Origin of the sequence: Mycobacterium nebraskense (assembly GCF_002102255.1) — a bacterium.
GTDB lineage: Bacteria > Actinomycetota > Actinomycetes > Mycobacteriales > Mycobacteriaceae > Mycobacterium > Mycobacterium nebraskense.
The window spans coordinates 39908-65845 of the sequence record NZ_LQPH01000008.1; the positions used below are offsets into that span (position 1 = coordinate 39908).

General features: G+C 69.0%; 10 protein-coding genes and 2 pseudogenes. 1 reads left to right on the forward strand and 11 read right to left on the reverse strand.

Annotation, left to right across the window (positions count from 1 at the left end):
• Window positions 1-46: 46 nt before the first annotated feature.
• The 8 genes and pseudogenes from AWC17_RS00960 to AWC17_RS00995 all read right to left on the reverse strand — a co-directional run bounded on the left by AWC17_RS00960 (window position 47) and on the right by AWC17_RS00995 (window position 21079).
• On the reverse strand, window positions 47-262 hold the full coding sequence (locus AWC17_RS00960) for an MbtH family protein (protein WP_046185711.1): 216 nt from the start codon (window positions 260-262) through the stop codon (window positions 47-49).
• Window positions 240-1535 (reverse strand): NADPH-dependent L-lysine N(6)-monooxygenase MbtG, encoded by a 1296-nt coding sequence (mbtG, locus tag AWC17_RS00965; RefSeq protein ID WP_046185712.1) that lies wholly within the window; start codon window positions 1533-1535, stop codon window positions 240-242. The genes AWC17_RS00960 and mbtG overlap by 23 nt, the downstream gene beginning before the upstream one ends.
• Window positions 1532-5938 carry a non-ribosomal peptide synthetase gene (locus tag AWC17_RS00970; RefSeq protein WP_085164148.1) on the reverse strand — a complete coding sequence of 1469 codons (4407 nt, stop codon included), beginning with the start codon at window positions 5936-5938 and terminating at the stop codon, window positions 1532-1534. Before AWC17_RS00970 ends, mbtG begins: the two co-directional genes overlap by 4 nt.
• Entirely contained in the window at window positions 5935-12495 is a 6561-nt protein-coding gene (locus AWC17_RS00975) for a non-ribosomal peptide synthetase (protein WP_085164142.1), read from the reverse strand. The genes AWC17_RS00970 and AWC17_RS00975 overlap by 4 nt, the downstream gene beginning before the upstream one ends.
• A pseudogene (mbtD, locus tag AWC17_RS00980) lies at window positions 12455-15503 on the reverse strand (mycobactin polyketide synthase MbtD). The gene AWC17_RS00975 and the pseudogene mbtD overlap by 41 nt, the downstream one beginning before the upstream one ends.
• Window positions 15503-16822 (reverse strand): beta-ketoacyl [acyl carrier protein] synthase domain-containing protein, encoded by a 1320-nt coding sequence (locus tag AWC17_RS00985; RefSeq protein ID WP_141224384.1) that lies wholly within the window; start codon window positions 16820-16822, stop codon window positions 15503-15505. The pseudogene mbtD and the gene AWC17_RS00985 overlap by 1 nt, the downstream one beginning before the upstream one ends.
• On the reverse strand, window positions 16809-17549 hold the full coding sequence (locus AWC17_RS00990) for a thioesterase II family protein (protein ID WP_372517424.1): 741 nt from the start codon (window positions 17547-17549) through the stop codon (window positions 16809-16811). The genes AWC17_RS00985 and AWC17_RS00990 overlap by 14 nt, the downstream gene beginning before the upstream one ends.
• Before the next feature lie 20 nt (window positions 17550-17569).
• The gene (locus AWC17_RS00995) at window positions 17570-21079 is read right to left on the reverse strand and encodes a non-ribosomal peptide synthetase (RefSeq protein ID WP_085164144.1); all 3510 of its coding nucleotides are present in this window, start codon (window positions 21077-21079) and stop codon (window positions 17570-17572) included.
• Between the two features lie 94 nt (window positions 21080-21173).
• On the opposite strand from AWC17_RS00995, the gene AWC17_RS01000 reads away from it, so the two are divergent.
• Window positions 21174-22841, forward strand: a complete 1668-nt coding sequence (locus AWC17_RS01000) for a (2,3-dihydroxybenzoyl)adenylate synthase (protein WP_046186503.1) — start codon at window positions 21174-21176, stop codon at window positions 22839-22841.
• Between the two features lie 11 nt (window positions 22842-22852).
• On the opposite strand, the gene AWC17_RS01005 is transcribed toward AWC17_RS01000, so the two are convergent.
• The 3 genes and pseudogenes from AWC17_RS01005 to AWC17_RS01015 form a co-directional block, all read right to left on the reverse strand.
• On the reverse strand, window positions 22853-23470 hold the full coding sequence (locus tag AWC17_RS01005) for a TetR/AcrR family transcriptional regulator (protein ID WP_046186502.1): 618 nt from the start codon (window positions 23468-23470) through the stop codon (window positions 22853-22855).
• A 604-nt stretch (window positions 23471-24074) separates the two neighbouring features.
• Window positions 24075-25319 carry a PPE family protein gene (locus AWC17_RS01010; protein WP_085164146.1) on the reverse strand — a complete coding sequence of 415 codons (1245 nt, stop codon included), beginning with the start codon at window positions 25317-25319 and terminating at the stop codon, window positions 24075-24077.
• Between the two features lie 43 nt (window positions 25320-25362).
• Window positions 25363-25848 (reverse strand): annotated as a pseudogene (locus AWC17_RS01015) (transposase); the annotation flags it as partial.
• Between the last annotated feature and the right edge of the window lie 90 nt (window positions 25849-25938).

Genomic DNA, 25938 nt, shown 5'->3' on the forward strand with positions numbered 1-25938 from the left:
CACGGTACGGCGACGCTACGGCGGCGCGCACTGCGGCCGCTTCGCATCAGCGTCGCTTGATCGATTCCTGCAAACTCTTCGGCCGGATGTCGGTCCAGTTCTGTTCGACATACTCCAGGCACTCCGCGCGGCTTGCTTCGCCGTAGACCGCGCGCCACCCCGCCGGTTTGTCGGCGAAGCTCGGCCACAGGCTGTGCTGGTCCTCGTCGTTGACCAGAACAACGAAAGTGCCGTTGTCGTCATCGAAGGGGTTGATGCTCATCGGTTCTCCTTGTCGTGTGCATGGACGGGCCCACTAAGCCCCCCGTGGATCCCAATACCCGATCAGACAACAATCCCAGGCAGCTCAGGTTGGGAAATCCGGGCCCCTGCGTCAGTCCGGACAGGTTGGGCAGGAACAACTTGGGGGTGACGTCGGCGACGGCCAGGTCGTAGCCGATCGCTTCCTGCAGGCTGTCGGCGGTCAGCGGTCCGCCCAGGCCGAGCTCCAGCAGGTCCAGCACGTCCTGGCCGAACAACGAAGTGAACCACAGTGAGTCGGCGCCGGAACCGTCGATAACGAGGTCGAAACCGTGCACCGTCTCGAGGTTCTCGCTGCCCCGGTTGGTGGACAGGGTCAACCGGATCTGCCCGTCGCGGCCCACCGCATGGGCCACCCGGCCCCGCAAGTGGCGGATGCGGTCGTCGGCCAGCAGGGCCTCCTGCACGTTCGCCGAGAACACCCCGCGGTCGGTGCGGGCCAGCGCGTCGCGGCGTTCGGCCAGCGTCAGGGCGCTCCAGTCGGTGGGGTCGGAAAACAGCGAGTTCTCGAAGAAGCTCTCCCCGCGGGTGAACAGCGTCACCTGCGGAGCGATGACGGTGATGGTCGAAACCCGGTGCCGGAACAGCTCATTGAGCATCGACGCCGCCGTCTCACCACCGCCGATGACCGCCACCCGCTCGGCGCTGATCCGGTCCTGGCCCGCGGCGCGGTCCCAGAACTGGGCGATCGACAGCATCCGCGGGTTACCCGGCAGCAGGGATTTTTCGGCCTGGCCGGGCCCGGTGATCATCAAGGCGTCGGCGTGCACCGTGGTCTCGTGGGTGTGCAGCGTCCATTGGTCGCCGTTGACGGCCAGCCGCTCCACCTCGCCGTGCACCACGTTGAGGCCGACCTGGTCGGCTACCCAACCCAGGTACTGGCTCCACTTGCGATGGGTCGGCGCCGGGCGGCCCCGGTCGATCCATTCGGCGAACGACGCCGTGGCGATCAAGTAGGACTGCCAGCTATAGCGGGTCATCCGCTCGTCGAGTTCGGCGTTGCGGCGGGGCACCAGCGCGGAGCGGTACGGGAACCCGACATCCTTTTCCGGGCTGGTGCCCAGCCGATGTGCGCCGTCGGTCCAACCGCCGCTGGCTTGCCAGTTGGCCGCCACGCCGATGCGTTCGACCGCGATCACCTCGGGGGCATCGACGCCTATGTCGCGCAGCACCGATGCCTTGGCCGCGACGGCGACCGCCTTGGCCCCCGCGCCCAGGATCGCAAGTGTGCTCATGTCACCATCTCCCGCAGCGATTCGATCCAAAGCCGTTGCAGCTCAGCCACATCACCGTCGCCGAGAATGTCGGGCAGCGTGCGCCACTGCGCGGCAAGCACGCGCTGCCCGTCGAACGTCAGCATGGCGGCCACGATGGTGAGCTCGTGGCGCACCGCCAGATCCGGTTCCGGCTGCGGCGACACCCCGGCAAGGAGCTCGCGCTCCAGCGTCAGCCCGGTGCCGCCGCCGGAATGCGCGGCACCCAGATAGTTCAGCAGCAGTTGCGGCCGGGGCAACGGGGCGAGGCGTTCTGCGGTGTCGGCGCGCAGGTACCGCAGCAGCCCATAGTCCAGGCCGTCGCCCGGGATGGCCGCCAGCTGCTCCCCCACGGCTCGCGGATCGGCCGACTTCACCCGGATCGGGTAGATGGAACTCAGCAGTCCGACGGTGTCGCCGGTGTCGATGGTGTGCGCGCCCGGCGCGTCGACGAGACCGTCCGCGCGCCCGTGTGTTTCGAGCGCCAGCAGGGGCGGCGGCGTGGCCTGATTGCGCGACCGCCGCCACCGCGTCACCGTCGCCGCGGTGGCGGCGATCAACAGGTTTGGCAACGGCAGGCCCGAATCCAGCAGCCGGCGCGTGGTGTCCGCATCGGTGGCGATCATGCGGACGTCCAGATCGCGGGCCCGGTCGCGGCCCGGATCCAGCCGCCGGGCACCGAGGTCGGGATCGTCGCCGTCGGACACTGCGGCCCAGAAGTGCACGGTGTCCAGCCGGTGAGCGCGCTCAACGAGCGCGCCGGCCCAGCGCCGGTAGCTGGTGTACTCCCGGATCGGTGCGGGCGAGTGACCCGTGGCCAAAGCCCTTAGGGCGGTGCCTAATTCGCCCAGAACCACTCGCCACGACGCCGGGTCCATCGCGAGTACGTGGGCGGCCAGCAGTAGGACGCTTTGCCCGGCCGGGGGGCGAAGCCACACCGCGGCCAGCAGCGCGCCCCGCTCGGGATCGAGGCGGTCGACGGCCCGTGCGACGTGTTCGGCGACCACGGCCTGTAGATCGTCGGCCACCTCCACCTCGGTGAGGAGCTCGGTGCTCTGCGCCGGAACCAGCGTCATGGTGGCCCGGTCCAGGCGAGACCGCAGCACCTCATGCCCGTCCACGATGCTCGCCAACGCCGCGTCCAGTTGCTCGCGGGTGACGTCGCCGGGCAGCCGGATGGCTTCGGTCTGCGCCAGCCGGCGCGGATCGCCGCATTCGTAAAGCCAGCGGCCGTTGGGCAGCACCGGCATGGGTTCGGTGTCGACCTCGATATCGCTTGTGTCGGACACGGTTTCGGAGTCGATCGCCTGCGCCAGCTCGCGGACATTCGCGCACTCGAGGATGAGCCTGGCGCGCAGCGCAATCCCCCGCGCCCGGGCCGCCTGCACCACCGACAGGGCCATGATGCTGTCCAGGCCCAGCTGCAGGAAATCCGCGGCGACGTCGACTCGTGGCTGGTGCAGCAGTTGGGAAAGCAGTTCCGCCAGTGCGGCTTCGGTAGGAGTTTCGGGTTCGGCTGCGGCGCAAACCGCCTCGGCGGCGTCGACGGCGCTCAACGCGGCCTCGTCCAGCTTGCCGTTGACCGTCAGCGGAATTTCGTCGACCGTGACGATCCGCTGCGGAATCATGTAGCGCGGCAGCCGGGAGCCGAGCATGCCGCGCAGCTCGGCCGCCGACGGTGACCGAGCTGCGCCGCCGGAAATGACCACGTAGGCGGTCAGCAGCGCGACTCCTTGCCGCCGGCGCACCAGCACGCCCGCGTGCTGGACCGCGGGATGCGTTTCGAGTGCGGCCGCGATCTCGCCCGGCTCGACGCGGTAGCCGCGGATCTTCACCTGCGCGTCGGCGCGGCCCACGTACTGCAGCGAGCCGTCGGAACCCCGACGCACCAAATCACCGCTGCGGTACATGCGTTCGCCCATCGCGAACGGATCGGCGACGAACCGCTGGCTGGTTTCCGCCGCGCGGCCGAGGTACCCGCGGGCCAGCTGGTCGCCGGCCAGATACAGCTGGCCGGTGGCCCCGCACGGCACCGGACGCAGCGCGGAGTCCAGCACGTAGCCGCGGGTGTGCAGGGTGGGCCGTCCGATCGACGGCTCGTCGTGCTCCGCGATGGCGGCCACCACCGCCTCGACGGTGGTTTCGGTGGGGCCGTAGCAGTTGTAGGCCGCCATCCCCGTGCGCGCGCACTCGGCGCGGATGAGGGTCCAGGCGGGTTTGCCAAGCGCTTCCCCGCCCAGCGCCAACACCGCCAGCGGAACCGTCGTCAGCAAACCGCATGCCGCGAGTTGGGCAAACATCGACGGGGTGGTGTCGATCATGTCGATGCCGTGTTCGGCGATCGCGGCGACCAGCGCCTCGGCGTCGGTCTGGGTGTGCTCGTCCACGACGTGCACACCATGGCCGTCGAGCAGCGCGACCAACGGCTGCCACGCGGCGTCGAACGCGAACGACCACGCGTGCGCGATGCGCAGCGGCCGGCCCAGTCGGGCGGCCGCCGGCCGCAACACGTTGTCCAGGTGATCGTCGGCGTAGGCGCGCACCGCCGCGTGAGTTCCGATGACACCCTTGGGTTCTCCGGTCGTACCCGACGTGAAGACGACGTACGCGGCCTGCCCGGGTGGCACGTCGACCGCGTGGAAGCCGCCGCCGGGAGGTTGGCCGGCCGCCACCGCGTCCTGGTCGATCACGATGGAAGCGCCGGATTGGCGCAGGATCGACTCCACCCGTTCCGGTGGCGTCCCCGGCTCCATCGGCACGCACACGCCGCCGGCTTTGAGCACCGCGAGCATGGCGACGATGTAGTGGGGGCCGCGGGAAAGCCGGATGGCGACCGGGGTTTCGGGCTGCACTCCGCGGTCCGCGAGCCGGGCGGCCAGGCCGTTGGCGAGGGCGTCCAGTTCGCGGTAGGTCAGCGTGCCGCCCGCCCAGCTGACCGCGAGGTTCTCTGGCGTCCTACCAACGACTTCGGCGAATCGCGTGTGGATGCCAATGACCGGCGGGGCGGGCGCGGCAGCGGCGCGCGGCGGGACGGCCTCGTCGTCGATGAGGACGCTGACCCGGCGCAGCGGCCGCTCCCAGTCCCGCAGCAGCCGCTCGGCGGTGATGAGGACCCGCCGGCCGACGGTCGCGGCGGGGATGGCGCCCAGCGCCCCGTCGATCACTTCGACCAGCATCACCAGTTCGCCGCCCTCCATGTGGGCAGCGACGGTGATCGGAAAATGCGACAAGGTTTGCAGGGCGGACGGCCGGAATGTCGCACCGGCAGCGGTTAATTCGGTGCCGGCGGTCAACCCGTCCAAGGGAAAGTTCTCGTAGACCAGCAGGGTGTCGAACATCTCCCCGACCCCGCCGAGCGTCCGCAGTTGGGCATGCCCGAGATAACTGTGCTCACGCAGCACCGCGGCGTTGCGCTGCACTGTGCGGCATTGCTCGCCGACGCTCGCGGCCGGGTCGAACCGCACCCGCATGGGAACGGTGTTGATGAACAGACCGATCATGGTCTCCACGCCGGTCAGTTCGGGCGGCCTGCCGGACACCGTGACCCCGAAAACCACGTCGTGGGTATCGGTCAGCCGGGACAACACCAGCGCCCACGCCATTTGCATCAGCGTGTTGACGGTGATGCCGCGGGACCGGGTCTCCTCGATCAGTCGCGCGGTGGCCTCGGCCGGCATCCGCAGTTCGGTGGCACGGGGCAGCCCGCTCCGCTGGCTCTCGGCGGAGCCCAGCGCAGCCGACAGCAGGGTGGGGCCCGCAAGACCCGCCAGGTACCGGCGCCAGACCCGTTGGCTGGCTTCCGGATCGCGACTCGCGAGCCAGCCGATGTAATCGCGGTACGGCCGCGGGGTGACGGGCAGCGCCGACAGATCGCCACCGGCCCGATACAGGGTCATCATCTCGTTGACGAAAACCGGCAAGGACCAGCCGTCGATCACGATGTGGTGGGCGGTGAGTACCAATCGCCAACGCGCACTTGGTAATTCGATGAGCAGGAAGCGGATTGCCGGCCCGTGTTCCAAGTCGAACGGTCGGCGACGTTCGCCGACCTCCAGAGCCTGCACTTCCTCGGGTGCGGCGGCGACGGTGCGCCACGGCAGGTCGACCCGGGACGGCACGATCTGCACCGGACGCGCAATGCCCCGGCTGAAGAAGCTGGCCCGCAGGTTGGGGTGTCGTCCCAACATCTTTTTCGCGCAATCACGTAACAACGCGACGTCGAGGGCACCGGAGATGTCGGCGGCCATGCCGATCACATACGGATCGTCGGCCTCGCCGTCGGCGAATTCGGCGAGCGTGGTCAGCGAATACAAGCCCTCTTGCAGCGGGCTCAGCGCCATCACGTCCTCGATGTCGGGCACGACATCGGTTTTGGTGGCCGTCATGGCGTACCGTCGCGCGACGACGACCAAAGCTGCGTCACGGCAGCCAGATCCTCGGCCGACAGCCCGGAGGTGCTCATGGGCTCGAACCGGGTGTCGAGCGGCTCCTCGAACTGCTCGGCGGCGTCCCGCCCCAACGCATCCAGAGCCGCGGCCAGCTGCTGCACCGTCGGGTTCTCGAAGATCATCCGCGGGCTGACCGCCAGGCCGGCGGCCCGCGCCCGCGAGGCCAGCTGAACCGACAATATGCTGTCGCCGCCCAGGGCGAAGAAGTCGTCGAACCGGCCGACCTCGGGCGTCGAGAGCAGCTCGGCGAACACCTTGGCCAGCGCCCGTTCGGTGTCGGTGCGCGACGGTTCGGTCCGTGCGCTGGTGCTGATCGCCGGCCGCGGCAGCCCGGGCCGGTTCAGCTTGCCCGATTCGGTTTTGGGAAGCGCGTCGAGGACGGTCAACGACGAGGGCATCATGTAGCCGGGCAGCGTCGTGCCGATCGCGGCGCGCACCTCCGATGCGAACAAAGCCTTCGCGGCGTCGTCGGTGATCGGCTGATGCGGCACAACGTATCCGGCCAGCGAGGTGCCGCCGCGCACCTCCCAGGTGCGAGCCGCCGCGGCGGCGACACCGTCGACGCCGGCAAGCTCCGCCTCGACCTCGGCCAGCTCGACCCGGAAACCGCGCACCTGGACCTGGTGGTCGGATCGACCGACGAATTCCAGTCGGCCGTCGTCGGTCCAGCGGGCGAGATCGCCACTGCGGTACAGACGCGAACCGGGTTCGAGGGCAAAGGGATTGGCCACGAACCGGGTGGCGGTCAGCCCGGGCCGCTTCCAGTAGCCACGGGCCAGCTGGTCGCCCGCGTAATACAGCTCGCCCACCACCCCGACCGGCACCGGCCGCAGGCCGTCGTCGAGCAGGAAGGCGTCCGCCCCCGGAACCGGCTTGCCCACCAGCGGATTCGGCGGCTCCAGCCGCCCGCGGGACACCGCGCCGGAGGTCTCGGTGGAACCGATGTTGTTCAAGAGTTCGGTGTCTGCGCCGGCGCACACCGACACCAAACGCTGCAGCAGCGCGCTGCTCACCGGCTCTCCGCCACACACCAGCCGGGACAGTGCTCGCACCGCGTCTGGTCTGCTGTCGACCAGGGCGGAGACCAGGCTCGGCACCGCGGTCACCTGGGCGACGGCATACCGGTTCATCAACTCCCCGAGCGCTTCCGGGTCGCGGTGCTCGGCATCGTCGGCGAGGATCATGGTGGCTCCCGCCGCGAGGCCGGCCAGCATCTCCATGCCGCCCTCGAGGAACGTGATCGAGGCCTGCGCGAGCCGAACGTCGTCCGTCCTCGGCGGGTAATGCCGCAGCTGCCAGTCCAGCCGGGCCGCCATCGAACGATGGGTGCCCAGCGCGCCTTTCGGCTTGCCCGTGGATCCGGACGTGAAGACCAGATACATCGGGTCGTCCGGGTGCGGTAAGGGCAGTTCCCGCCGACCGACCTCCGCGTTCTCCACCGCGGCGCGCACCTGCGGGTCGTCCAGCGAAATCACCGTGACCTCAGGAACTTCGGGCATGCTGTCCGCCGCTTCGGCCGTGGCCACCACGACCGGCGGTTGGACATCGTCGAGCATGAACTGCTTGCGCGCCAGCGGGTAGCCGGGATCGATCGGGAAGTAACCGCCGCCGGCCTTCATGATGGCCACCAGCGCCACCACCAAATCGATGCTGCGCCGCGTCGAGAGCCCCACCAGCGATCCCGGCCCCACCCCGCGCCCTGCGAGCAGTGCCGCCAGGTTGTCCGAACGGCGGTGCAGCGCAGGGTAATCAATCTGCTCGTCGCGGCAGCGCACCGCGATCCGATCGGGTCCCCAGCTTCGGCTCGGCTCCAGCAATTCCGGAATGGTGCGCGGTCGGTCGTGCGGCCGCCGCTGGCCCCGGCTCCAGTGCTCCAGCATGCGGCGCCGCTCTTCGGCGTCGGTCAACTGCACGTCGCGCAAAGTCTGATCGACGTCATCGGCAAACTCGGTGACCACCCGGGTCAGCCAGCCCGCCAACCGCTCGATGGTGGCCCTGGTGTACAGCTCGGTGCGGAAGATCAGGTTGCAGTCGTACCCGATGTCTCCCGAGCCGTCGGTGCCGAAGAAGTTGACGCTGAGGTCGGCGTGCGCCATGTCGAAGACGGGCTCCAGCGAGGTGCACACCGTGTCCTGCCCGTCGCCCTCGGGGGCCTGCTCGATCACTCGCGTGGCGGGCAGGTGGTCACGCACGTGTACGACGACCTGGAACAGCGGGTTGCGTGACAGCGAGCGCACCGGGCTGACGCTGTCGACCACCCGGTCGAACGGCAGGTCCTGGTGGGCGTAGGCGGTCAGCGCGGTCTCCCGGGCGCGAGTCAGCAGCTCACGCAGCGTCGGGTTGCCGGTCAGGTCATTGCGCAGCACCAGGATGTTGACGAAAAAGCCGATCAGTTGGTCTAATTCGGCATCGGTGCGCCCGGCGACCGGCGTGCCCAGCGGGATGTCCAGGCCGCCGCCCGCCTTGTGCAGCACCACGGCGACAGCCGTTTGCAGCAGCATGAATTCGGTGATGCCCAACTCGCGAGACAACTCGGCGAGCTTGGCGCGCGTGGCCGCGTCGATGCGGAACTCGACGGATTCGCCCTCACCGCTGGGTACCGGCTGGCGCGGGAAGTCGGGCCGCAGCCCGGTGTCCTCCGGCAACCCGGCCAGCTGCCGGTTCCAGTACTCCCGCTGCGCGGCGGCAACCGGGGACTCCTGGCCGCTCGCGTCACCCAGGAACTCCCCCTGCCACGCCGCGTAGTCGGCGTACTGCACCCGCAGCGGCGCCCAGGCCGGGGCCTCCCCGGCGCGCCGGGCCCGGTACGCGGTCATCACGTCGGCGAACAGCACTCCCGCCGACCAGTGGTCGGAGGCGATGTGGTGGACCACCAGCGACAGCACGTGCTCGGCGACGTTGTCGGCGGTGTGCAGCAGCGCGACCCGTACCGGCAGCTCGCGGTCCAGCTCGAAGCGGTGCCGGCGCTCGGCGTCCAGTTGCCGCTGCAGCCACCCTTCATCGGGCCCGGTGGCGCGGCTTACGGAAACCTCCCCCGCCGGCCCGACCATCTGGTAGGGCACGCCGTCCAACTCGACGTACGACGTGCGCAGGATCTCGTGCCGCGCGACGACATCGCCGACGGCGACGATCAACGCCTCGATGTCCCACGGCCCAGTCAGTTTCGCGGCAAAGGGAATGTTGTTGACCCAGCTGGGACCGTCGACGCGGTAGGCGAACCAGCTGCGCAGCTGCGAGGCCGACAGCGGCATGGGCTCGTCGTGAGCGGTCGCGATGAGCTTCGGCCGCGACTGCCTGAGTTCGCCGACGCTCAGCTGGTCGACCCGCTCCGCCAACAGGCTCACCGTCGCGAGTTCGAAGACGTCGCGGATGCCGAGCTCCACCCCGCACTCCGAGCGAATCGCGGTGACCAGTTTGGTGGCGACCAGCGAGTGGCCGCCCAGGTCGAAGAACGAGTCGTCGACCCCCACCCGGTCGTGGCCGAGCAGCGCGGAGAACAGTGCGGCGATGCGACGTTCGGTGGGAGTCGCCGGGTCGCGGTACTCGCCGGCCGCCGCGATCTGCGGTTGCGGCAGCGCGGCGCGGTCGATCTTGCCGTGCGCCGTGATGGGGATTTCGTCGAGCGCGACGTAGGCCGCGGGAGTCATGTAGTCCGGCAGTGCGGCGGCCACCCGGGCGCGAATGCGTTCGACCTCAACGGTTTCCGGGCTGCCGCCCTGGACCGGCGTGACGTATCCGACCAGGCTCTTGCCCAATCGGGGCAGGTCCATGGCCAGCACCACCGCTTGCCCGACGCTGGGGTCGACCGAGATGGCGGCGGCGACCTCGCCCAACTCGATGCGGAAACCCCGGATCTTCACCTGCTCGTCGGCGCGGCCGACGAACTCGATATCCCCGTCGGCGTTGCGGCGAGCCAGGTCGCCCGAGCGGTACAACCGGCCACCCGGGGTGAACGGGTCGGCGACGAAACGTTCGGCCGTCAGGCCCGGTCTGCGGTGGTATCCGTGCGCCACATGGGTTCCGCCGATGTAGATCTCGCCGATCGCACCCACGGGGACCGGCCGCAGCGCGTTGTCGAGCAGGTGCACCTGGGTGTTGATCTTGGGACGGCCGATGGGCACCACCCGGGTGCCCTGGGCCCCTTCCACCGGATAGCTGGTGCAGTTGACGACGGTCTCGGTCGGCCCGTAGAAGTTGTACAGCAGCGCATCGAAGGTGGCATGGAACTTGTCGGCGATCTCGCCCGGTAAGGCCTCCCCGCCGATGGGTACGCGCCGCAGGGTGCGCCACTGGCTCACGCCGGGTAACGACAGGAACAGCCCGAGCAGCGACGGCACGAAATGCATCGAGGTGATGCCTTCGCGGCTGAGCAGTTCCGTCAGGTAGCCGATGTCGCGCAGGCCGTCGGGCCGCGGAATGACCAGTCGGGCGCCCATGATCAACGTGCCGAAGATCTCGCCCATGGAGACGTCGAAGCTGGGCGACGCGACCTGTAGCAGCCGGTCGGTCTCGTCGACGCGGTACTCCTCACCGAACCAGACGAAGTACTCGGCGATCGGCGCATGGGGCACCGGCACGCCCTTGGGCAGCCCGGTCGAACCCGACGTGTAGATCAGGTAGGCGGTGTTATGCGGGGCCAGCGGCCGGACCAACTCGGTGGGTGCGGTGGCCGGGTACCGCGACAGCCCGGTAACCGGCTCGCGCAGTACGAGTTTGGCGTCGGCATCCCCCAGGATGAAGGTCAGCCGATCCGCGGGATAGGTGGGATCCACTGGCAGGTAGACCGCGCCGGCCTTCAGCACGCCCAGCGCGGTGATGACCAATTCGGGTGACTTGTCCAGCAACACCGCGACGCGGTCCTCGGTGCCGATGCCCTGCTCGATCAGCCAGTGCGCCAAGCGGTTCGACTCTTCGTCGATCTCACGGTAGCTGTATTCACGGCTCTCGTAGACGACGGCGACGGCATCGGGCGACAGCGCCGCTCGGCGGGTGACCAGCGCGGGCAAGGTGGCGGGCGGGGTCTCGAACTCCGCGCCGGTCGAGGCCCAACGCAACCACTCGGCATCGTCGGCGCCCATCAGCCCGCACGCCGACAGCGCCGAGTCGGGGTTGGCCAGAACGTTGTCCAGCAATACGGCGTAGTGCCGCAGCAGCTGATCCACCAGCTGCTGGTCCAGCACCTCGACCAGGTACTCGGCTTCGGCCAGGCCGCCGCTCGAGCCATCCGCTTTTCGGTCCAGCTCGATCATGAAACTCAGCGGTAGCTGGTTGAAATGACCGCGCAGTTCCCCGCGCTCGCAGCGCACCCCGGGCGGGCAGAAGCCGGCGCCATCGGGCTCTCGCTGTCCGAAGCTCACCCGGGTCATCCGGTCGGCACCATGCCGGCGATCGGGATTGGCCTCGCGCACCAGCCAGTCCAAGTCGGCGCGCGAATGGGCGAAGGCACCCACCGCGCCATCCCGGGTCTGGGCCAGCAGCTCTCGGAAAGTCTGGTGCGGCTCCGGCCGCAGCCGGATCACCACGGTGTTGCCGTAGTAACCGATGGCGGATTCGGTCCCGATGCCGCGGTTGAGCACCGGGGCGGCGATCAGGAAGTCCGTTGACTGGGTGTAGCGGTGCACCAGCGCGGCGAAGGCGGCCATCAGCACCATGTACGGGGTGGCGCCGGTCTCCCGCGCCAGCGTCGCCGCCCGATCGACGGTGCCAGCCGACAACCGCGTCGTCGCGCGTTGCGCACGCCAGGTGCTTGGCACCACCGAGCCGTTGGGCCCCGGAAGCTCAAGCGGCTCGGGCAGATTCGCCATCAGGGGTCGCCAGTATTCGGCGTCCGCGGCGGGATCCGCGGCGTCGTCCGGCGGGGCTGCCGCTACCGCGGGTACCCGGCCGAAACCGTCCGGATCGGTGTACGCGCGGGTCAGGTCGGCGAAAAACGGTGTCCACGAAGCATCGTCCCAGGCGACGTGGTGGGCGGTGATCAACAGCATCAGTTCGTCGGCGGACAATCGCGCCACCGTGACACGCAGGGGCGAATCCTTGGCCAGGTCGAATGGCCGGCGGAAATCCCGCTGCGCCAGCACATCCAGCCGCAACCGCCGGGCCTGATCGGTCAGCCCGGACAGGTCGTGTTCGGCCCACTCGGGCCGTAGTCCCTCGCGGATGAACGGATACGGGTCGCCGTCCGCGCCGGTGTCATACGTCGTGTGCAATACGGGGTGCCGCGCGGCCACGGCATCGACCGCGTGTCGCAATCGGTCAATGTCGACCGTGCCGGTCACGCGATAGGAGACACAGACGTTGAGCAGTGCGCTGTCGGGGTCCACCGACTGCACGAACCACATCCGGTGCTGGCCGACGGACATGCGCGGCTCTTCGTGGGTCGCGACAGGCGCCTCGTTTTCGGCGGTCCTGGCCAGGCCACGTTCGGCGATCTTGCGGCGCAACAATTCCAGGCGCTCATCGTCGAGACGGGCGCTGGTCCCGGTGATTTCCGTCACGCTGGGAGTCCAACCTTTCTAGCTTCGCGAGCGTCGAGCGTCGCGTCCGGTCCAGCCCCGCCGGTTGAGCCGGCACGCAACGCGTCGACCAATTCGTTGAGGGTGATCCCACCGAGCATGCGGCCCACCGGGACCGAGCTTCCGACCGTCCGCCGCAGCCGCTTACGCAGATCGAGTGCGAGCAACGAGTCCACCCCAAGGTCGATGAGCGGTGCGCTCGGATCGATCGAGACCGAGTCACCCAGGTGCAGGGTTGCGGCGAGTTCGGCGCGCACCACCTCGGCGAGCGGCTTGGCGGCGGAGTCGTCCGCGGCCAAGCCGCCTTGGGGGGCGTTGAACGGCATTGGCATGCCCTGGCTTTCGAAGAACACCCCCAGCCGGTCGAAGTCCGCGTCGAAGATCAGCGGATCTCCGTCGTAGCGGTACAGGGCCGCCTCGATCGCCAGTTCCGGAACCATCGCGATGAGACCGGAGCGCTCGGTGCGGGTGATCTCGTCGGCTGTCACCACGCCGGCGGCCTGCCACAGTCCCCACCGAACCGCCACGCAGTCGCGGCCGTGGCTGCGTAGCTGGGCGACCAACGCGTCGAGCATCCGGTTGGAGGCGGCGTAAGCCGCGTGGCTATAGCCGCCCCATACCCCGAACACCGACGAGCAGGCCAGGATTCGGCAATCCGACCGCAGCGGCCACACGTCGGCCAGCAGCGCCAGGCCCCGCACCTTGGCGGCACACACCGCCGCCACGTCGGCGCCGGTCAGACCGGAACGGGAGCAGGCCTCGGCGATGCCCGCGGTATGGATCAGCAGTGACGCGCCGGGGCCGGCGTGCCGGGCGGCGACGGCTGCCAGGGCGGCCGGGTCAGTGATATCGCACCGCGGGGCGTGCACCTCGGTGTCGTGGCTCTCGGCGAGCCTCCGCAGCGAGTCCTGATCGATACCGTTGCGGCTCAACAGCGTAACCGTCCGCGCCCCGCGCTCGATGCAGTACCGCGCATACTGCAGGCCGATGGCACCGCTGCCGCCGGTGATCACCACGTTGTCCAGCGCGGCGGCGTCCAACGGCCGTTTGGTCGCCGAATCGCGGCAGTCCCGGAAGGTTCGCGCGTAGGGTCGCGGGGTTTGGTCGCCCCGCAGCGCCACCTCGGCCGCCTCGCCGAGCAGCACCTCGACGACGGCGCGCGCAGACTGGGCATCGACGTCTCGGCCCGACAGGTCGAGATGCCCGAAGGTCTGGTCGGTGAATTCGAAGCCGACGCTGCGATGCATCGCGGCCAGCGCCGCCTGCCCCGGAGAGACCTTCGAGTCATCCCGGTCGATGGCTTCGGCGCCGGCGGTCAGCAGCCAGACGGCCCGGCATCGCGCGCCGATCAGGGCGGCGTAGTCGGGGAGGCCCGCGTCCGGGCGGCCGGCGATCTGCTCGAGCGCGGCGGTGGCGTCCAGCTCGTCGAGCTCGGGGGCGATCACCGCGAGGATTTCCGCGTCGTTCGGCGGCACCACCCGGCAACCTCCGTGCGCCCCAACGGCATCGATCAACCGCTCCGTCAAAGCGCTTTCCATACCGGCCGCTGCGAAGATGCCGATGTCGGCGCTCGCCGCGGGCGCCGGCGTCGCTTCCTCCCAATCTTCGATGGCGACGGTGAGCGCCGGGGCCGGCGCTGTCTCGAGCACGGGTTCGGGCGTCGCCCAAAGGTGTATCGACCGCATGGGCGCGTTCGGGAATCCGCGAAGCGGCGGCCGGATACCACCGGGGATGGTGTTGGCCCATTGGCAGCAAGGGTCGGCGGTCGCCACGGTGGCGATGTTCGCCGCAAGCGTGTCGGTGATGGCCCCTTCACGATGCCCCGAGCCGACGACGACGGTCGTCTGCTCATCGATCAGGTCTGCGAGCGGATACAGCAGCGCGGGATGCGCGGACAACTCGACGAACGTGGTGGCACCGAGCTTTTTGGCCGCCGCCACCGCGTGATCGAAACGCACGGTATCGCAGAGGTTTTCATACCAGTACTGGGAAAACTTCACATCGGTGCCTACCTCTGCACCGAAGGTCGAGCCCACGAATCGCACCGGACTGTCCCGGAACGCCGAGCGGGGAACCAGCTCGGCCAGCTGGGTGCGCAACTGCCGCAGAAGGCTGGTGTGCCCCGGGTAGTCGACCGAGAGCTGGTGGGTGAACATGCCCCGTTGCCGGGCCAGCCGCACGGCGTCCGCCACGGCGTCGTGGTCTCCGGACACCACGGTCGCCGAGGGGCCGTTCACCGCCGAAACTTCCAGCCAGCCAGTCGCTTCGCCGATCAGGGCCTCGGCCTCGTCGACGCCGGCGCCGAGCACCGCCATGGCGTAGTGACCCGCCAATTGGTCGACGATGGTGGCACGGGCTCCGACCAGCGCGACCGCGTCGGGCAGCGAAATCGTTCCGGCCACGTACGCCGCCGCGACCTCACCGAGGCTGTGGCCGACGGCGATCGCGGGGAGCACCCCGTGGAACCGCCATTCGTGGGCCAGGCTGACCGCGTGGGTGAACTGCGCTCCCTGAATTTCGGTCCGCGACCAGTTCTGGTCGGGTTCCCCGGTCAGGTAGGGCAACGGTGAGGGCAGCCCCGCGGTGCGGAAGGCCTGGGCGCATCGGTCGGCCTCGGCCCGGTAAGCCGGCAGTCGTTGATATGCCTCGGCGCCCATCGATTGCCATTGGTTGCCCTGGCCGGGAAACACGAAGGCGATGCACGGCGCGGCGCCGATGGACGATTGGGTGACCAGCGGGTGCTCTTCGCCGCGGGCCAGCGCGGACAGCGCCGAGGTCAGCTCGGCGGCATCGACCGCCCGCACGACCGCGCGGTGCCGCCGCACCCGTCGAAGCCGCAGCAGCGTGGACGCTACCGCTGCGGTGTTCGGGTCCGCGCCGGTCCGGCCCAGATAATCCAGGATCGCCCGGGCGTCCTGACTGATCAACCCGTCGTCGTGCGCCGACAGCAGCACGGGTACGCGGCCGTCGGGCAGCGGGGACGTCAGCATCATGCGACCTCGGGCAGGGAGACGATGACGTGCGCGTTGGTGCCGGCGATGCCGAACGCCGACGCCGCCGCGATCCGTCGCCCGCCGACCGCGGGCCACGGGGAGAGCGTCTTCGCCAGGCGCAAACCCTGGCTGTCCCAGTCGATTTCCGGGCTGGGATCCGCCGCGTGCAGGGTCGGTGGGATAGCCCCATGCTCGGCGGCCACCATCACCTTGGCCAGCCCGAGCGCACCGCTGGCGGCCAAGGCGTGCCCCACGTTGGATTTCACCGAGCCCAGCAGCGCGCCGCTACCGGGTGCCGTATCGCCATAGGTTTGTGCCAGGGAGCGAAGCTCGGTGCGATCGCCGAGCCGGGTGCCGGTGCCGTGGCCCTCGATCATGCCGACCTCGTCGGGCCGAATCCCGGCCTGCGTCATGGCACGCCGGAACAGGCGGACCTGCGCATCACCGCTGGGGGCGCTCAGCCCGGCGCTGCGGCCGTCCTGGTTGACGGCGGTGGCGCGGACCTCGGCGACGACCTGGCGGCCGGCGCGCAGCGCGGCCGATTTGCGTTGCAGCACAAACATCGCCGCTCCCTCGGCCCACACCGTCCCGCTGGCCTGCGCACTGTAGGGGCGGCAGTGACCGTCGTCGGAGAGGGCGTGCTGCTTGGAGAACTCGACGAAGAATCCGGGCGACCCCAGCACGTTGACCCCGCCGGCCAGCGCCAGGTCGCAGTCGCCGTTCTGGACCGACCGCACGGCAACGTGGAATGCCGCCAGCGCGGACGCACACGACGAATCCACCGTCAGTGCCGGGCCGGCCAACCCCAGCGTGTAGGCGACCCGGCCGGAGATCACGCTCAGGGCGGTCCCGGCGAGCAGGTGGCCGCTGTGCTGGGAGAAGCTGGCCATCTGCGGCCCATATCCGGTGGCCGAGGCACCGACGAAGCACCCCGCGTCATGGCCGGCCAGGTCGTCGGGGTTGATGCCGCTGTTTTCCAGCGCGCGCCAGGACACCCGAAGCACGACGCGTTGCTGGGGATCCATGGCGACCGCCTCTCGCGGCGAGATGCCGAAGAACTCCGGGTCGAACGTCGTTGCGGCCGAGAGAAATCCACCGCGATCGTGGATCTCCTTGAAACCGCTGCGCCGCGATCCCGCGAGCAGCTCGCGGACCCGCCAACCCCGGTCGGTGGGGAACGGCCCAAGCGCCTCACGGCCGTGCGACAACAGCTCCCAGTACTTCTCGGCGGTGTCGATGCCGCCGGGTGCTTCGACGGCCATGCCGACGATCACGACCGGATCGGCCGCGCCATTAAAGTTGTCAGACATCGGCATTCACCCGTTCGGCTACCGCATCGATGTGCTCGTCGAGGTAGAAATGTCCGCCGTCGTACAAGTACAACTCGAAGGCGCCCGCGGTGTGGTCCTCCCAGAGCCGTAACGCGGCCGGATCGACGCGGTGGTCGTCGCGCGCCCCTAACACGCGGATGGCGGCGCGAATGCGGACGCCGGGAGCACATTCGTAGCGGTTGACCGCCTGATAGTCGGCCCGCACCGCGGTGGTCAGCAGCGCGGCGAATTCTTCGTCGGCGAGTAGTTCGGGATCGGTGCCGCCGAGATCGGCGATGTCGGCGAGCAATGCGTCGTCGGTGGTGGGGAGCTCCGGCATGGCGGCAACCGCGGACGGTGCCGGACCGGCCGACACCCAGAGGCGCTGCACGGCGGCGTCGTGGGATTCGGCGATCCTGGCGAACTCGAAAGCGACGACGGCACCCATGCTGTGGCCGAACAGCCGCAGCGGCGCGACGCGACTCCACGGTCCGGCGTCGAACAGGTCCTGGGCAAGGTCGTGCACGGTGTCCTGGGCCGGGTGACTCAGCCGATCCGCGCGCTGCGGGTACTGCACGATGTAGGTGTCGCCGCCCGCGGCCAGAGCGGCCGCCAGGGCACGGTAGCTTGCCGCGGCGGCCCCGGCGTGCGGAAACACGACAGTCACACCGGCGAACCGGCTCCCGTTCCTACTGGGCACCCGCTTGATCCAGGATGCGAACTCGGTTGGCATACTCAGCACGGAGTCGGATGTCATTGCGCCGTCCCGGATTTCCCGGCCTGGCGAGAAGCCGATAGCACCGTGTCGGCGTCCATGTGAATGACTTCGAGGTACAGCTCGGCCACCCGGTCCAACCGCGCGCCGTCCCGCTCGCGGGCGGCGAGCGAATCGGCAAGCGCCGCAACGGTTCTGGTGGCGAATATGTCGGCGACGATCATGTGGGGCGTGTCCAGCCAGGCCCGGATGCGGCCCACGGCCTGGGTGGCCAGCACCGAATCGCCGCCCAGCGCGAAGAAGTCATCGTCACGACCGACCTGGTCCACGCCGAGCAGGTCGCCGAGGAGCGCGGCGAGGGCGGATTCCAGCGGCGTCGACGGGTCGCGGTAGTCGTGCTGCTCGGACAGGGCAACCGCGGCGCCCAATTCGCGGGCGACGGCACGACGGTCGATCTTGCCGGCGTCGGTGAACGGGATGCGCTCCACCTGTGTGAGATGACTCGGAATCATATGTGCCGGAACGAGTTCGCTCATCAGCTCCCGAAGCCGCTCGGCCCTCAGCTGGGCACCGCTGGAGTTGTCGGGGCAGACCGCGGCGGCCAAAACCTCCGACCCACCGGATCCGGGCAGCAGGGCGGCGACCGCTATCGCCACCCCCGGCAGCCGCCGCAATGCGGCCTCGATTTCGCCGAGTTCGACGCGATACCCGCTGATCTTGACCCGGTGATCGGCGCGACCGACGAACTCGAGCGTGCCGTCGGGCCAATACCTGGCCAGGTCGCCAGTGCGGTACCACCTGCGTCCCGCGTGCTCGACGAAGCGCTCGGCGGTGAGGTCCGGACGCCCACGATAACCCCGCGCGATGCCGCGACCGGACACCCACAGCTCGCCGGCGACCCAGTCGGGGCAGTCATCGCCCGCGTCGTTGACGACGCGGCAGGCGTTGTTCGTAAGCGGCACGCCGTAGGGCAGGGCCGTCCAGTTCGTCGGCAGCACGGCCGGGTCGGCGACCTCGAAAATGGTGTTGTGGACCGGGGTTTCGGTCGCGCCGCCCAGACCGGCGAACCGAAGTTCGGGCGCCTCCGCCCGCAGGCGGCGCGCCACCTCGGGCCGCACCCAGTCCCCGCCGGTGGGAATCACCCGCACCGACGAGAGCCGTCCGCGGCCGACTTCGATCAGCATCTCCAGCCAGCCCGGCATGAAGTGCAGCACGGTGACTTTGTGGGTGTCGATGAGCCGGGCCCAGGCGTCGGGGTCGCGGCGCTGCGCCTCGTCGACCACCACGATCGACCCGCCCGTCCGCAACGTGACGAAGATATCCATCACGGAGATGTCGCCTTCGAGCGTGGAGAGGGCCAAGCACCGATCCGCGGGACCGATCTCGAAGTGCCGAGCGATGAATTCCACGGTGTTCATCGCGGCGTCGTGCGTCACCTCGACGCCCTTGGGCTCGCCGGTCGAGCCGGAGGTGAACAACACGTAGGCGAGCTCGGCGGGATCGATTCTCGCCGAGCGAATGTCGGCGGCGACGGGTGCGTCGCGCAGCACATCGGTGAGTACCAGCTCGGGTATTGGCAGTGCCAGCCGCTGTCCGCCGCACACCAGGGCCAGGCGCAGCGCACCGGTGTGCAGGATGCGCTCCGCGCGGTCGCGCGGCTGATCGACGCCGATCGGCAGGTACACCGCACCGATGCTCAGGATGCCCAGCAGCGCCGGCACCTGCTCGGCGGTTTTGGGGCCCATCACCGCGACCGTGTCGCCGGCGCCGACGCCGGCCGCGCGCAACGCGGTGGCCACCGCCAGCGCCTGGTCGCGCAGCTGCGCGTAGCTGAGGTGGCCGGAACTGGCGAATACCGCGGGCGCCTCGGGGCGGCGCTCGGCTTGCCGGAAGAAACCGTCGTGCAACGCTTCTCCGCTGGGCTCGGCGATGCGGCCATTGACCGCCTCGCGCACCGCGCGCTGCGCCTCCGGCAGCGGCGACGGCCCGGGCACATCCCAGCTGTCGTCGGAGGAGGCCAGCCTGAGCAGTTCGTCGATGTGGTAGGCGAACATGGCGTCGACGACACCCGGGGCGAAGATGCCTTCGCGCACATCCCAATTCACCAACACGCCGCCGTCGAACTCGGTGACCTGTGCGTCGAGCAGCACCTGGGGACCCTGGGAGATGATCCACGCGGGTGTGCCGAATTGGTCGGTGACCCCGCGGCTGAACAGCGCGCCGAGTCCCAGCGCACTGGTGAAGACCACCGGCGCCAGCACCTGGGTGCCGCGATGCCGGCTGAGGTCGCGCAGCACCGACAGCCCGGGATAGGCGGAGTGGGCGGCCGCGGTCCGCATCGCGTCCTGCACGGCCACCGCCCGCGCCGCCGCGGTGCGGGTGCCGGTGAGGTCGACGTCGAGCAGCAGCGAGGAGGTGAAGTCACCGACCAGCGACTCGACGTCAGGGTGCAGGGGCTGGCGCCCGAACAGCGGCACGTTCAGCAGGAAGCGCGAGGTGGTCGACCAGCGCGCCAGGGCATTGGCGAAGGAGGCGGCCAGCGTCATCGCCGGGGTGAGCCCGCGGGCGTGGGCGCGGGAAAACAGCGCGTCGCGGGTTTCCGGGCCCAGCCAGTGCCAGAGCCGGGTGCTCCTTCGCGAGCTGCGGTCACCGGTCGTCGGAAGCGTCGGCGGGTCCGGCAACTGCGGGATGCGCTGCGCCCACCACTCCCGGGCGGCGTCGCGGGCCGGTTGCGGCCTCGCCTCCTCCGCCTCGATCGCGTGGCGATACTGCCGGTAGGTATAGCTCAATGCGGGCAGGTCGTGACCGACGTACAGGGCGGCCAGGTCGGCCATCAAGGTGCGATAGCTCATCGCGTCGGCGGCCTGCATGTCCAGATCGACGTGCAGGCGCGAACGTTCGCCGGGCAGCCGGGTCAATGCCAGCTCGAACACCGCGCCGTCGAGTTGCTGGTCCGATTTGGCGTCGCGGATGGCGGCCAACCGCTGATCGACCTCGTCGCCGCTCAGGTGACGCAGATCCTCGACCGCAACGGGGAATTCGTCACCGGTTGCCGCGATGCGCTGCGTGCCGTCGGGCAGGAACTGTACCCGCAGCATCGGATGGCGCCGGGCCAGCGCCGCGGCCGCCGCGCGCAGGCGCTCGGGATCGAGCGGCCCGCCGTCGAATTCGACGTAGAGGTGTCCGGCCACCCCGCCGAACTGCTGGTTGTCCTGGCGGCCGACCCACATCGCGTGCTGCATCGGGGCCAGGGGGAAGGGCTCGCCCGCCTCGTCCTCCCGCGGTTGGGCGGGCTGCTCGGCCGCACCAGCCGGCGCGTCGACCGTAACGAGGTCGGACCAGGCCTCGATCGTCGGAGTGGCGGCCAGCGTCGCGAAATCGACGGCGATGCCCTGACGGCGCCAGCGGCCCGCCAGGGTCATCATCCGGATGGAGTCCAGGCCCTGGCCGATGAGGTTGGTACTGGGGTGAACGTCGTCGACACCGACGCCGAGCAGTTCGGCCACCTCTGCCCGGACGTCTTCCGAGCGCACCGAGGCACGCACCACGTACCCTCCCTGAGTCAGCACAGGCTGTCCTAAGTTTTGGTTACCCTATCCTTACTCGTTGACAGCCGCTACTACGCCCCCCGTCTGAGGACCTATGACCACGAACACACGGCAGCCCCTGGCCGGGGCCCTCGAAGGCTTCGTGCCGTTCCCCGCCGATCGGGCCGCCGCCTACCGGACGGCCGGGTACTGGGCGGGACGAACTCTGGACACCATCCTGAGCGACGCGGCGCAGCGCTGGCCCGACCGAGCGGCCGTGCTCGACGCCGTGGACGGCGCCGGGCTGAGTTATGCACAGCTCGAGGAGCACGCCGACCGCGCCGCCGCCGGCCTGCGCGGCCTGGGCATCGCGCCGGGCGACCGGGTGCTGTTGCAGCTGCCGAACGGTTATCGGTTCGCGGTGGCGCTGTTCGGGCTGCTGCGGGCCGGCGCCATCCCGGTGATGTGTCTGCCCGGCCACCGGGCGGCCGAATTGGGACATTTCGCCGCCGTCAGCCGGGCCACCGGGTTGGTGATCGCCGATGTGGCAGACGGTTTCGACTACCGCGCCATGGCGGGCGAGCTCGTCAAGGACCACCCGGCGCTCCAGCACGTCATCGTCGACGGCGACCCGGGCCCGTTCACCTCGTGGGCGCAACTTTGCGATCAGGCCGCCACTCCACCCCCGACACCGCCGCTTGATCCGGGATCGCCTGCGTTGCTTCTGGTTTCGGGCGGCACCACCGGCACTCCCAAACTCATCCCCCGCACTCACGACGATTACGTCTTCAACGCGACCGCCAGCGCCCAGGTGTGCCGGCTCACCGCCGACGACGTCTATCTGGTGCTGCTCTCGGCCGGTCACAACTTCCCGCTGGCCTGCCCCGGGCTGCTCGGCGCGATGACGGTGGGAGCCACCACCGTGTTCGGCACCGACCCCAGCCCCGAGGCCGCCTTCGCCGCCATCGAGCGCCACGGCGTCACGGTCACCGCCCTGGTGCCGGCCCTGGCCAGACTGTGGGCACAAGCCTGCGAGTGGGAGCCGGTGACACCGAAGTCCCTGCGGCTGTTGCAAATTGGCGGGGCCAAGCTGGAGCCCGACGACGCCCGCCTGATCCGCTCCGCGTTGACCCCGGGGCTGCAGCAGGTGTTCGGGATGGCGGAGGGACTGCTGAACTACACCCGCCCGGACGACCCGCCCGAGCTCGTCGACCACACCCAGGGGCGGCCGTTGTGCGCGGCGGACGAATTGCGCGTCGTCGACGCCGACGGCGAACCGGTGGCGCCGGGCGAGGAAGGCGAGCTACTGGTACGCGGTCCGTACACGCTCAACGGCTACTACCGCGCCGAGCGCGACAACGAACGCTGCTTCGACCCCGACGGCTTCTTTCGCAGCGGTGACCTGATCCGGCTCCGGCACGACGGGTACCTGACCGTCACCGGGCGGATCAAGGACGTGATCTGCCGCGGCGGTGAAACCATATCCGCGGCGGACCTTGAAGAGCAGATGCTCAGCCATCCGTCGATCTTCTCGGCCGCCGCGGTGCCGCTGCCCGACGCCTATCTCGGGGAAAAGATCTGCGCGGCGGTCGTTTTCACCAGGCCGGCGGTGACGCTGGCGGAACTGAACGCCTACCTCGACCAGCGTGGCGTGGCCGCCCATTCCCGGCCCGACGTGCTGGTCACGATGACAACGCTGCCCACCACGCCGATCGGCAAGGTCGACAAAAAGGCGATCGCCAGCCAGATTTCGGCCCAGCCGGGATCGCCCAAGCCGAGCTGACCAGACCCGAGTCAGCCGATGTTGTTGGCGCGTAACGCATTGAGGAGCCGATCCATCACCGCACCGGCATCCGCGCGCGCTTGGCGATGATCGTCTGCGCGGGCAATGTAGAGCGTTGCCTCGCGCAGCGCCCCCATGACCGTCAGGGCCGTCGCCTCGACGGGTTGGCGCGGGATGCTTCCGGACTCGATGGCGTCGGTCAGCAGCGCCGTCACGAAACCGATGTTGTATCGGTGCCCTATGTCACTCCAGCGTTCCCATCCCAGCACCGCCAGCGCCTCCAGCAAGACGATGCGCTGAACCTCGGGATCGGCACACGCGTCTAACCAGAGGCCAGCGCACAGCCGCATGATCTCCACCGGATCGGATTGCCCCGCGGCCGCGACGGCCTCCCCCATTCGGGCGGCCATCTCGCCTTCCACTTGCTCGAACACCGCCGCGAATAGCTCTGTCTTGTCGGCGAAGTGGTGATACAAAGCACCGCGCGTCACCCCCGCGTCGCGCACAATCGTCTCCAGGGACGCCTCCGCGAATCCCAGCGACGCGAAAAGCGGCCGGGCGGCGCTGATCAACGCCCCACGCGTGTCGGCGGCACGCTCGGCCTGTGTGCGGCGACCATCCTGCGCCATGCAACCCTTACCTTTCACACCTACGTATGCATTCTCATACATACCGTATGAAGGTCGTGGGATGTGCGACGCAGGACGCGGCGTCGTTCAGAACACCCTGAGCTGATCCGGCGCAAACAAGTCATAGCGAAGGTGGACGAAGGACTCGTAACATACACACTGTATGTATGACGTCAAGGGCTGAGGCTTGCTCGGCGTTTACCGGCCAGGGAAGGCTACTGGCCGCACGGAACCGCCGCTTGGATGAGGGCTTTGGCTGAACACTACTCATGCCGCGATAAGCATCCGGTCGTCCCCCATTGCGCATCGTCGCGTTCGGGAACCTCGAAAGGAATCGCCGAGCGCCTCACCGGCGCCACCATCAGAGCGTCCCAATCCGTGCGCACTGCACCAAAGGTCCTCAGGCACTTCCCGAGACTGCGGAATGAGCTGCCCTCATCGACGGCTGCTGCGCCGTTGATCACCGGTGACTAGCGACCACATGGTTCGTGAATTTCCTCCGCCGGACATGCGGTCGCCGCAGTCCCACCCGGCGCGGCTGCGCACCAGGTCCCTGCACGCGTGGACCCCCCTGCGGCTTAATGTAATTGGCTCTGGCGTTCTCTCAGCCGGCGGCTGGTGGTCGTGTCACCACGGTGTGCCGAAAGCCATACTTTGGCGGCTTGCTCGTCAGGCTATCTGCGGGCACGTTGGTGATCGGTATCCCGGGCATCCCCGGCATCCCCGCCGTGAGCGCCGGCTCGGCGTTGCTGGGGCTGGCCGTCAACGCCGAAGCGATGGGGGTTGTCGTACCGCCATCAATCACGCTGGGCGGCACCGATAACGGACCGATCGCTGCCGCCCGACCCAATGCCGCTGAGATGTCATTACCCAGGCCGGTCGGTGTGCTCCATCCCACGGCACCCGTCAAAGTGCCGCCGGCCGCATCATCGAGTCCATCGCTTGCGGCTGCGGCCGCGCCTCCCGCCGCTTGTTGGCTTTGACCCATGAAGTCGGCGGCGGCGCCCATCCAGTTGCCCGGCATATAGAACCCAGACGAGAAAATGGTGTTCCAGATGGTGGCATCGGGACCCCAATCGTTCCAGAGCTCCGAGAGCAGAGACGACGACGATGACGATGACGATGACGATGACGATGACGATGACGATGACGATCGGGAGGACTTAGATGACGTGGACGAAACAGCCGACGTCCCAGGCGAAGCCAGTCCCTGCAGCGTGGTGGGCACGGTAGAGACCACCTGCGACAGCGTCGGCTGAGTGCTCGTTCCGGTCGAAGTGGTTGCCGCCTGGCTAACCGACTGGGCCTGGTTAGTGAGCCCGGCAAGGCTGATGTTCTGTCGCGGCCCGGTAAACGGAGTCAGCTGGGTGGCCGACGCCGACATGCCTGCGTAGCCGTACATCGCTGCACTGTCTTGGGCCCACATTTCGGCGTACTCGGCCTCGGTGGTCGCTATCGCCGCGGTGTTTTGCCCTAGAACGTTGGTGGCGACCAGCGATGCCAGCTGGCCTCGGTTGGCTGCAACCACCGTAGGCGCCACCGTCATGGAAAACGCGGTCTCGTAGGCCGCGACGGCGGCTCTGGCCTGGTTGGCAGTCTGCTCTGCCTGTTCTGCGGCGGTGTTCATCCACGCCACGTAAGTCGCTGCAGCCGTGGCCATTGATGTCGAAGCGGCACCGCGCCATTGGTCAGTGCTTAGTCCCGAGATGACTGAGCTGTAGGAGGTCGCCTGCGCACGCAAGTCAGTAGCCAAACTCTCCCAACTAACGGCCGCAGCAATCAGGGAGGATGGGCCCGCGCCAGCGTACATGCGAGCGGAGTTGATCTCCGGTGCCAACGAACCGAGCATGTCCCGAGTCGCGTGGAATTTTGGTGACGATCCACGGTGAACTCTATGCGGCGGCACCGACAGTTTCGGTGCCGGTGTCGTGATTGGCGTGTCGGCGTAGGGCGTCGACGAGCTGGGGCATCTGTTTGTAGCCCTTGACGCGGCGGAAGGACCGTTCGGCGTTGAGCATGCCGGCCGCAGTCCAGCGCAGCACCATCTGCCCGTCGCGCCAGCGGGTGACGTTACGGTTGGTCGTTCGGGCTATCGAGATCATCGACTCGATCGGGTTGGAGGTGGTCAGTGTCTTGGCGAGGCGGCCGTCGATGCCGAGCCGTGCGACGGTGAACATCTCTTCCAGCCCCTCGCGTAGCGACGAGGCCGCGCTGGGATAGTTCTTATCCAGTTGCGCAGCAAGGCTTTTAGCGTTGGCCAGCCCGGTGTCGGGGTCAGGGTGAGCGAACGCCTTGACCAGCTTGGCATCCACCCAGGTCTGCTCCTTGTCGGGCAGGTGATCAGCGACATTTCGCCGCTTATGGATGTTATGCCGACGTCGGCATAACATCCATTATGCCGATGTCCGGATTATGCCGATGTGGGTGGCGGATCCCTTGCAGGGCAACCTGTTTGTGGCAAATACGCC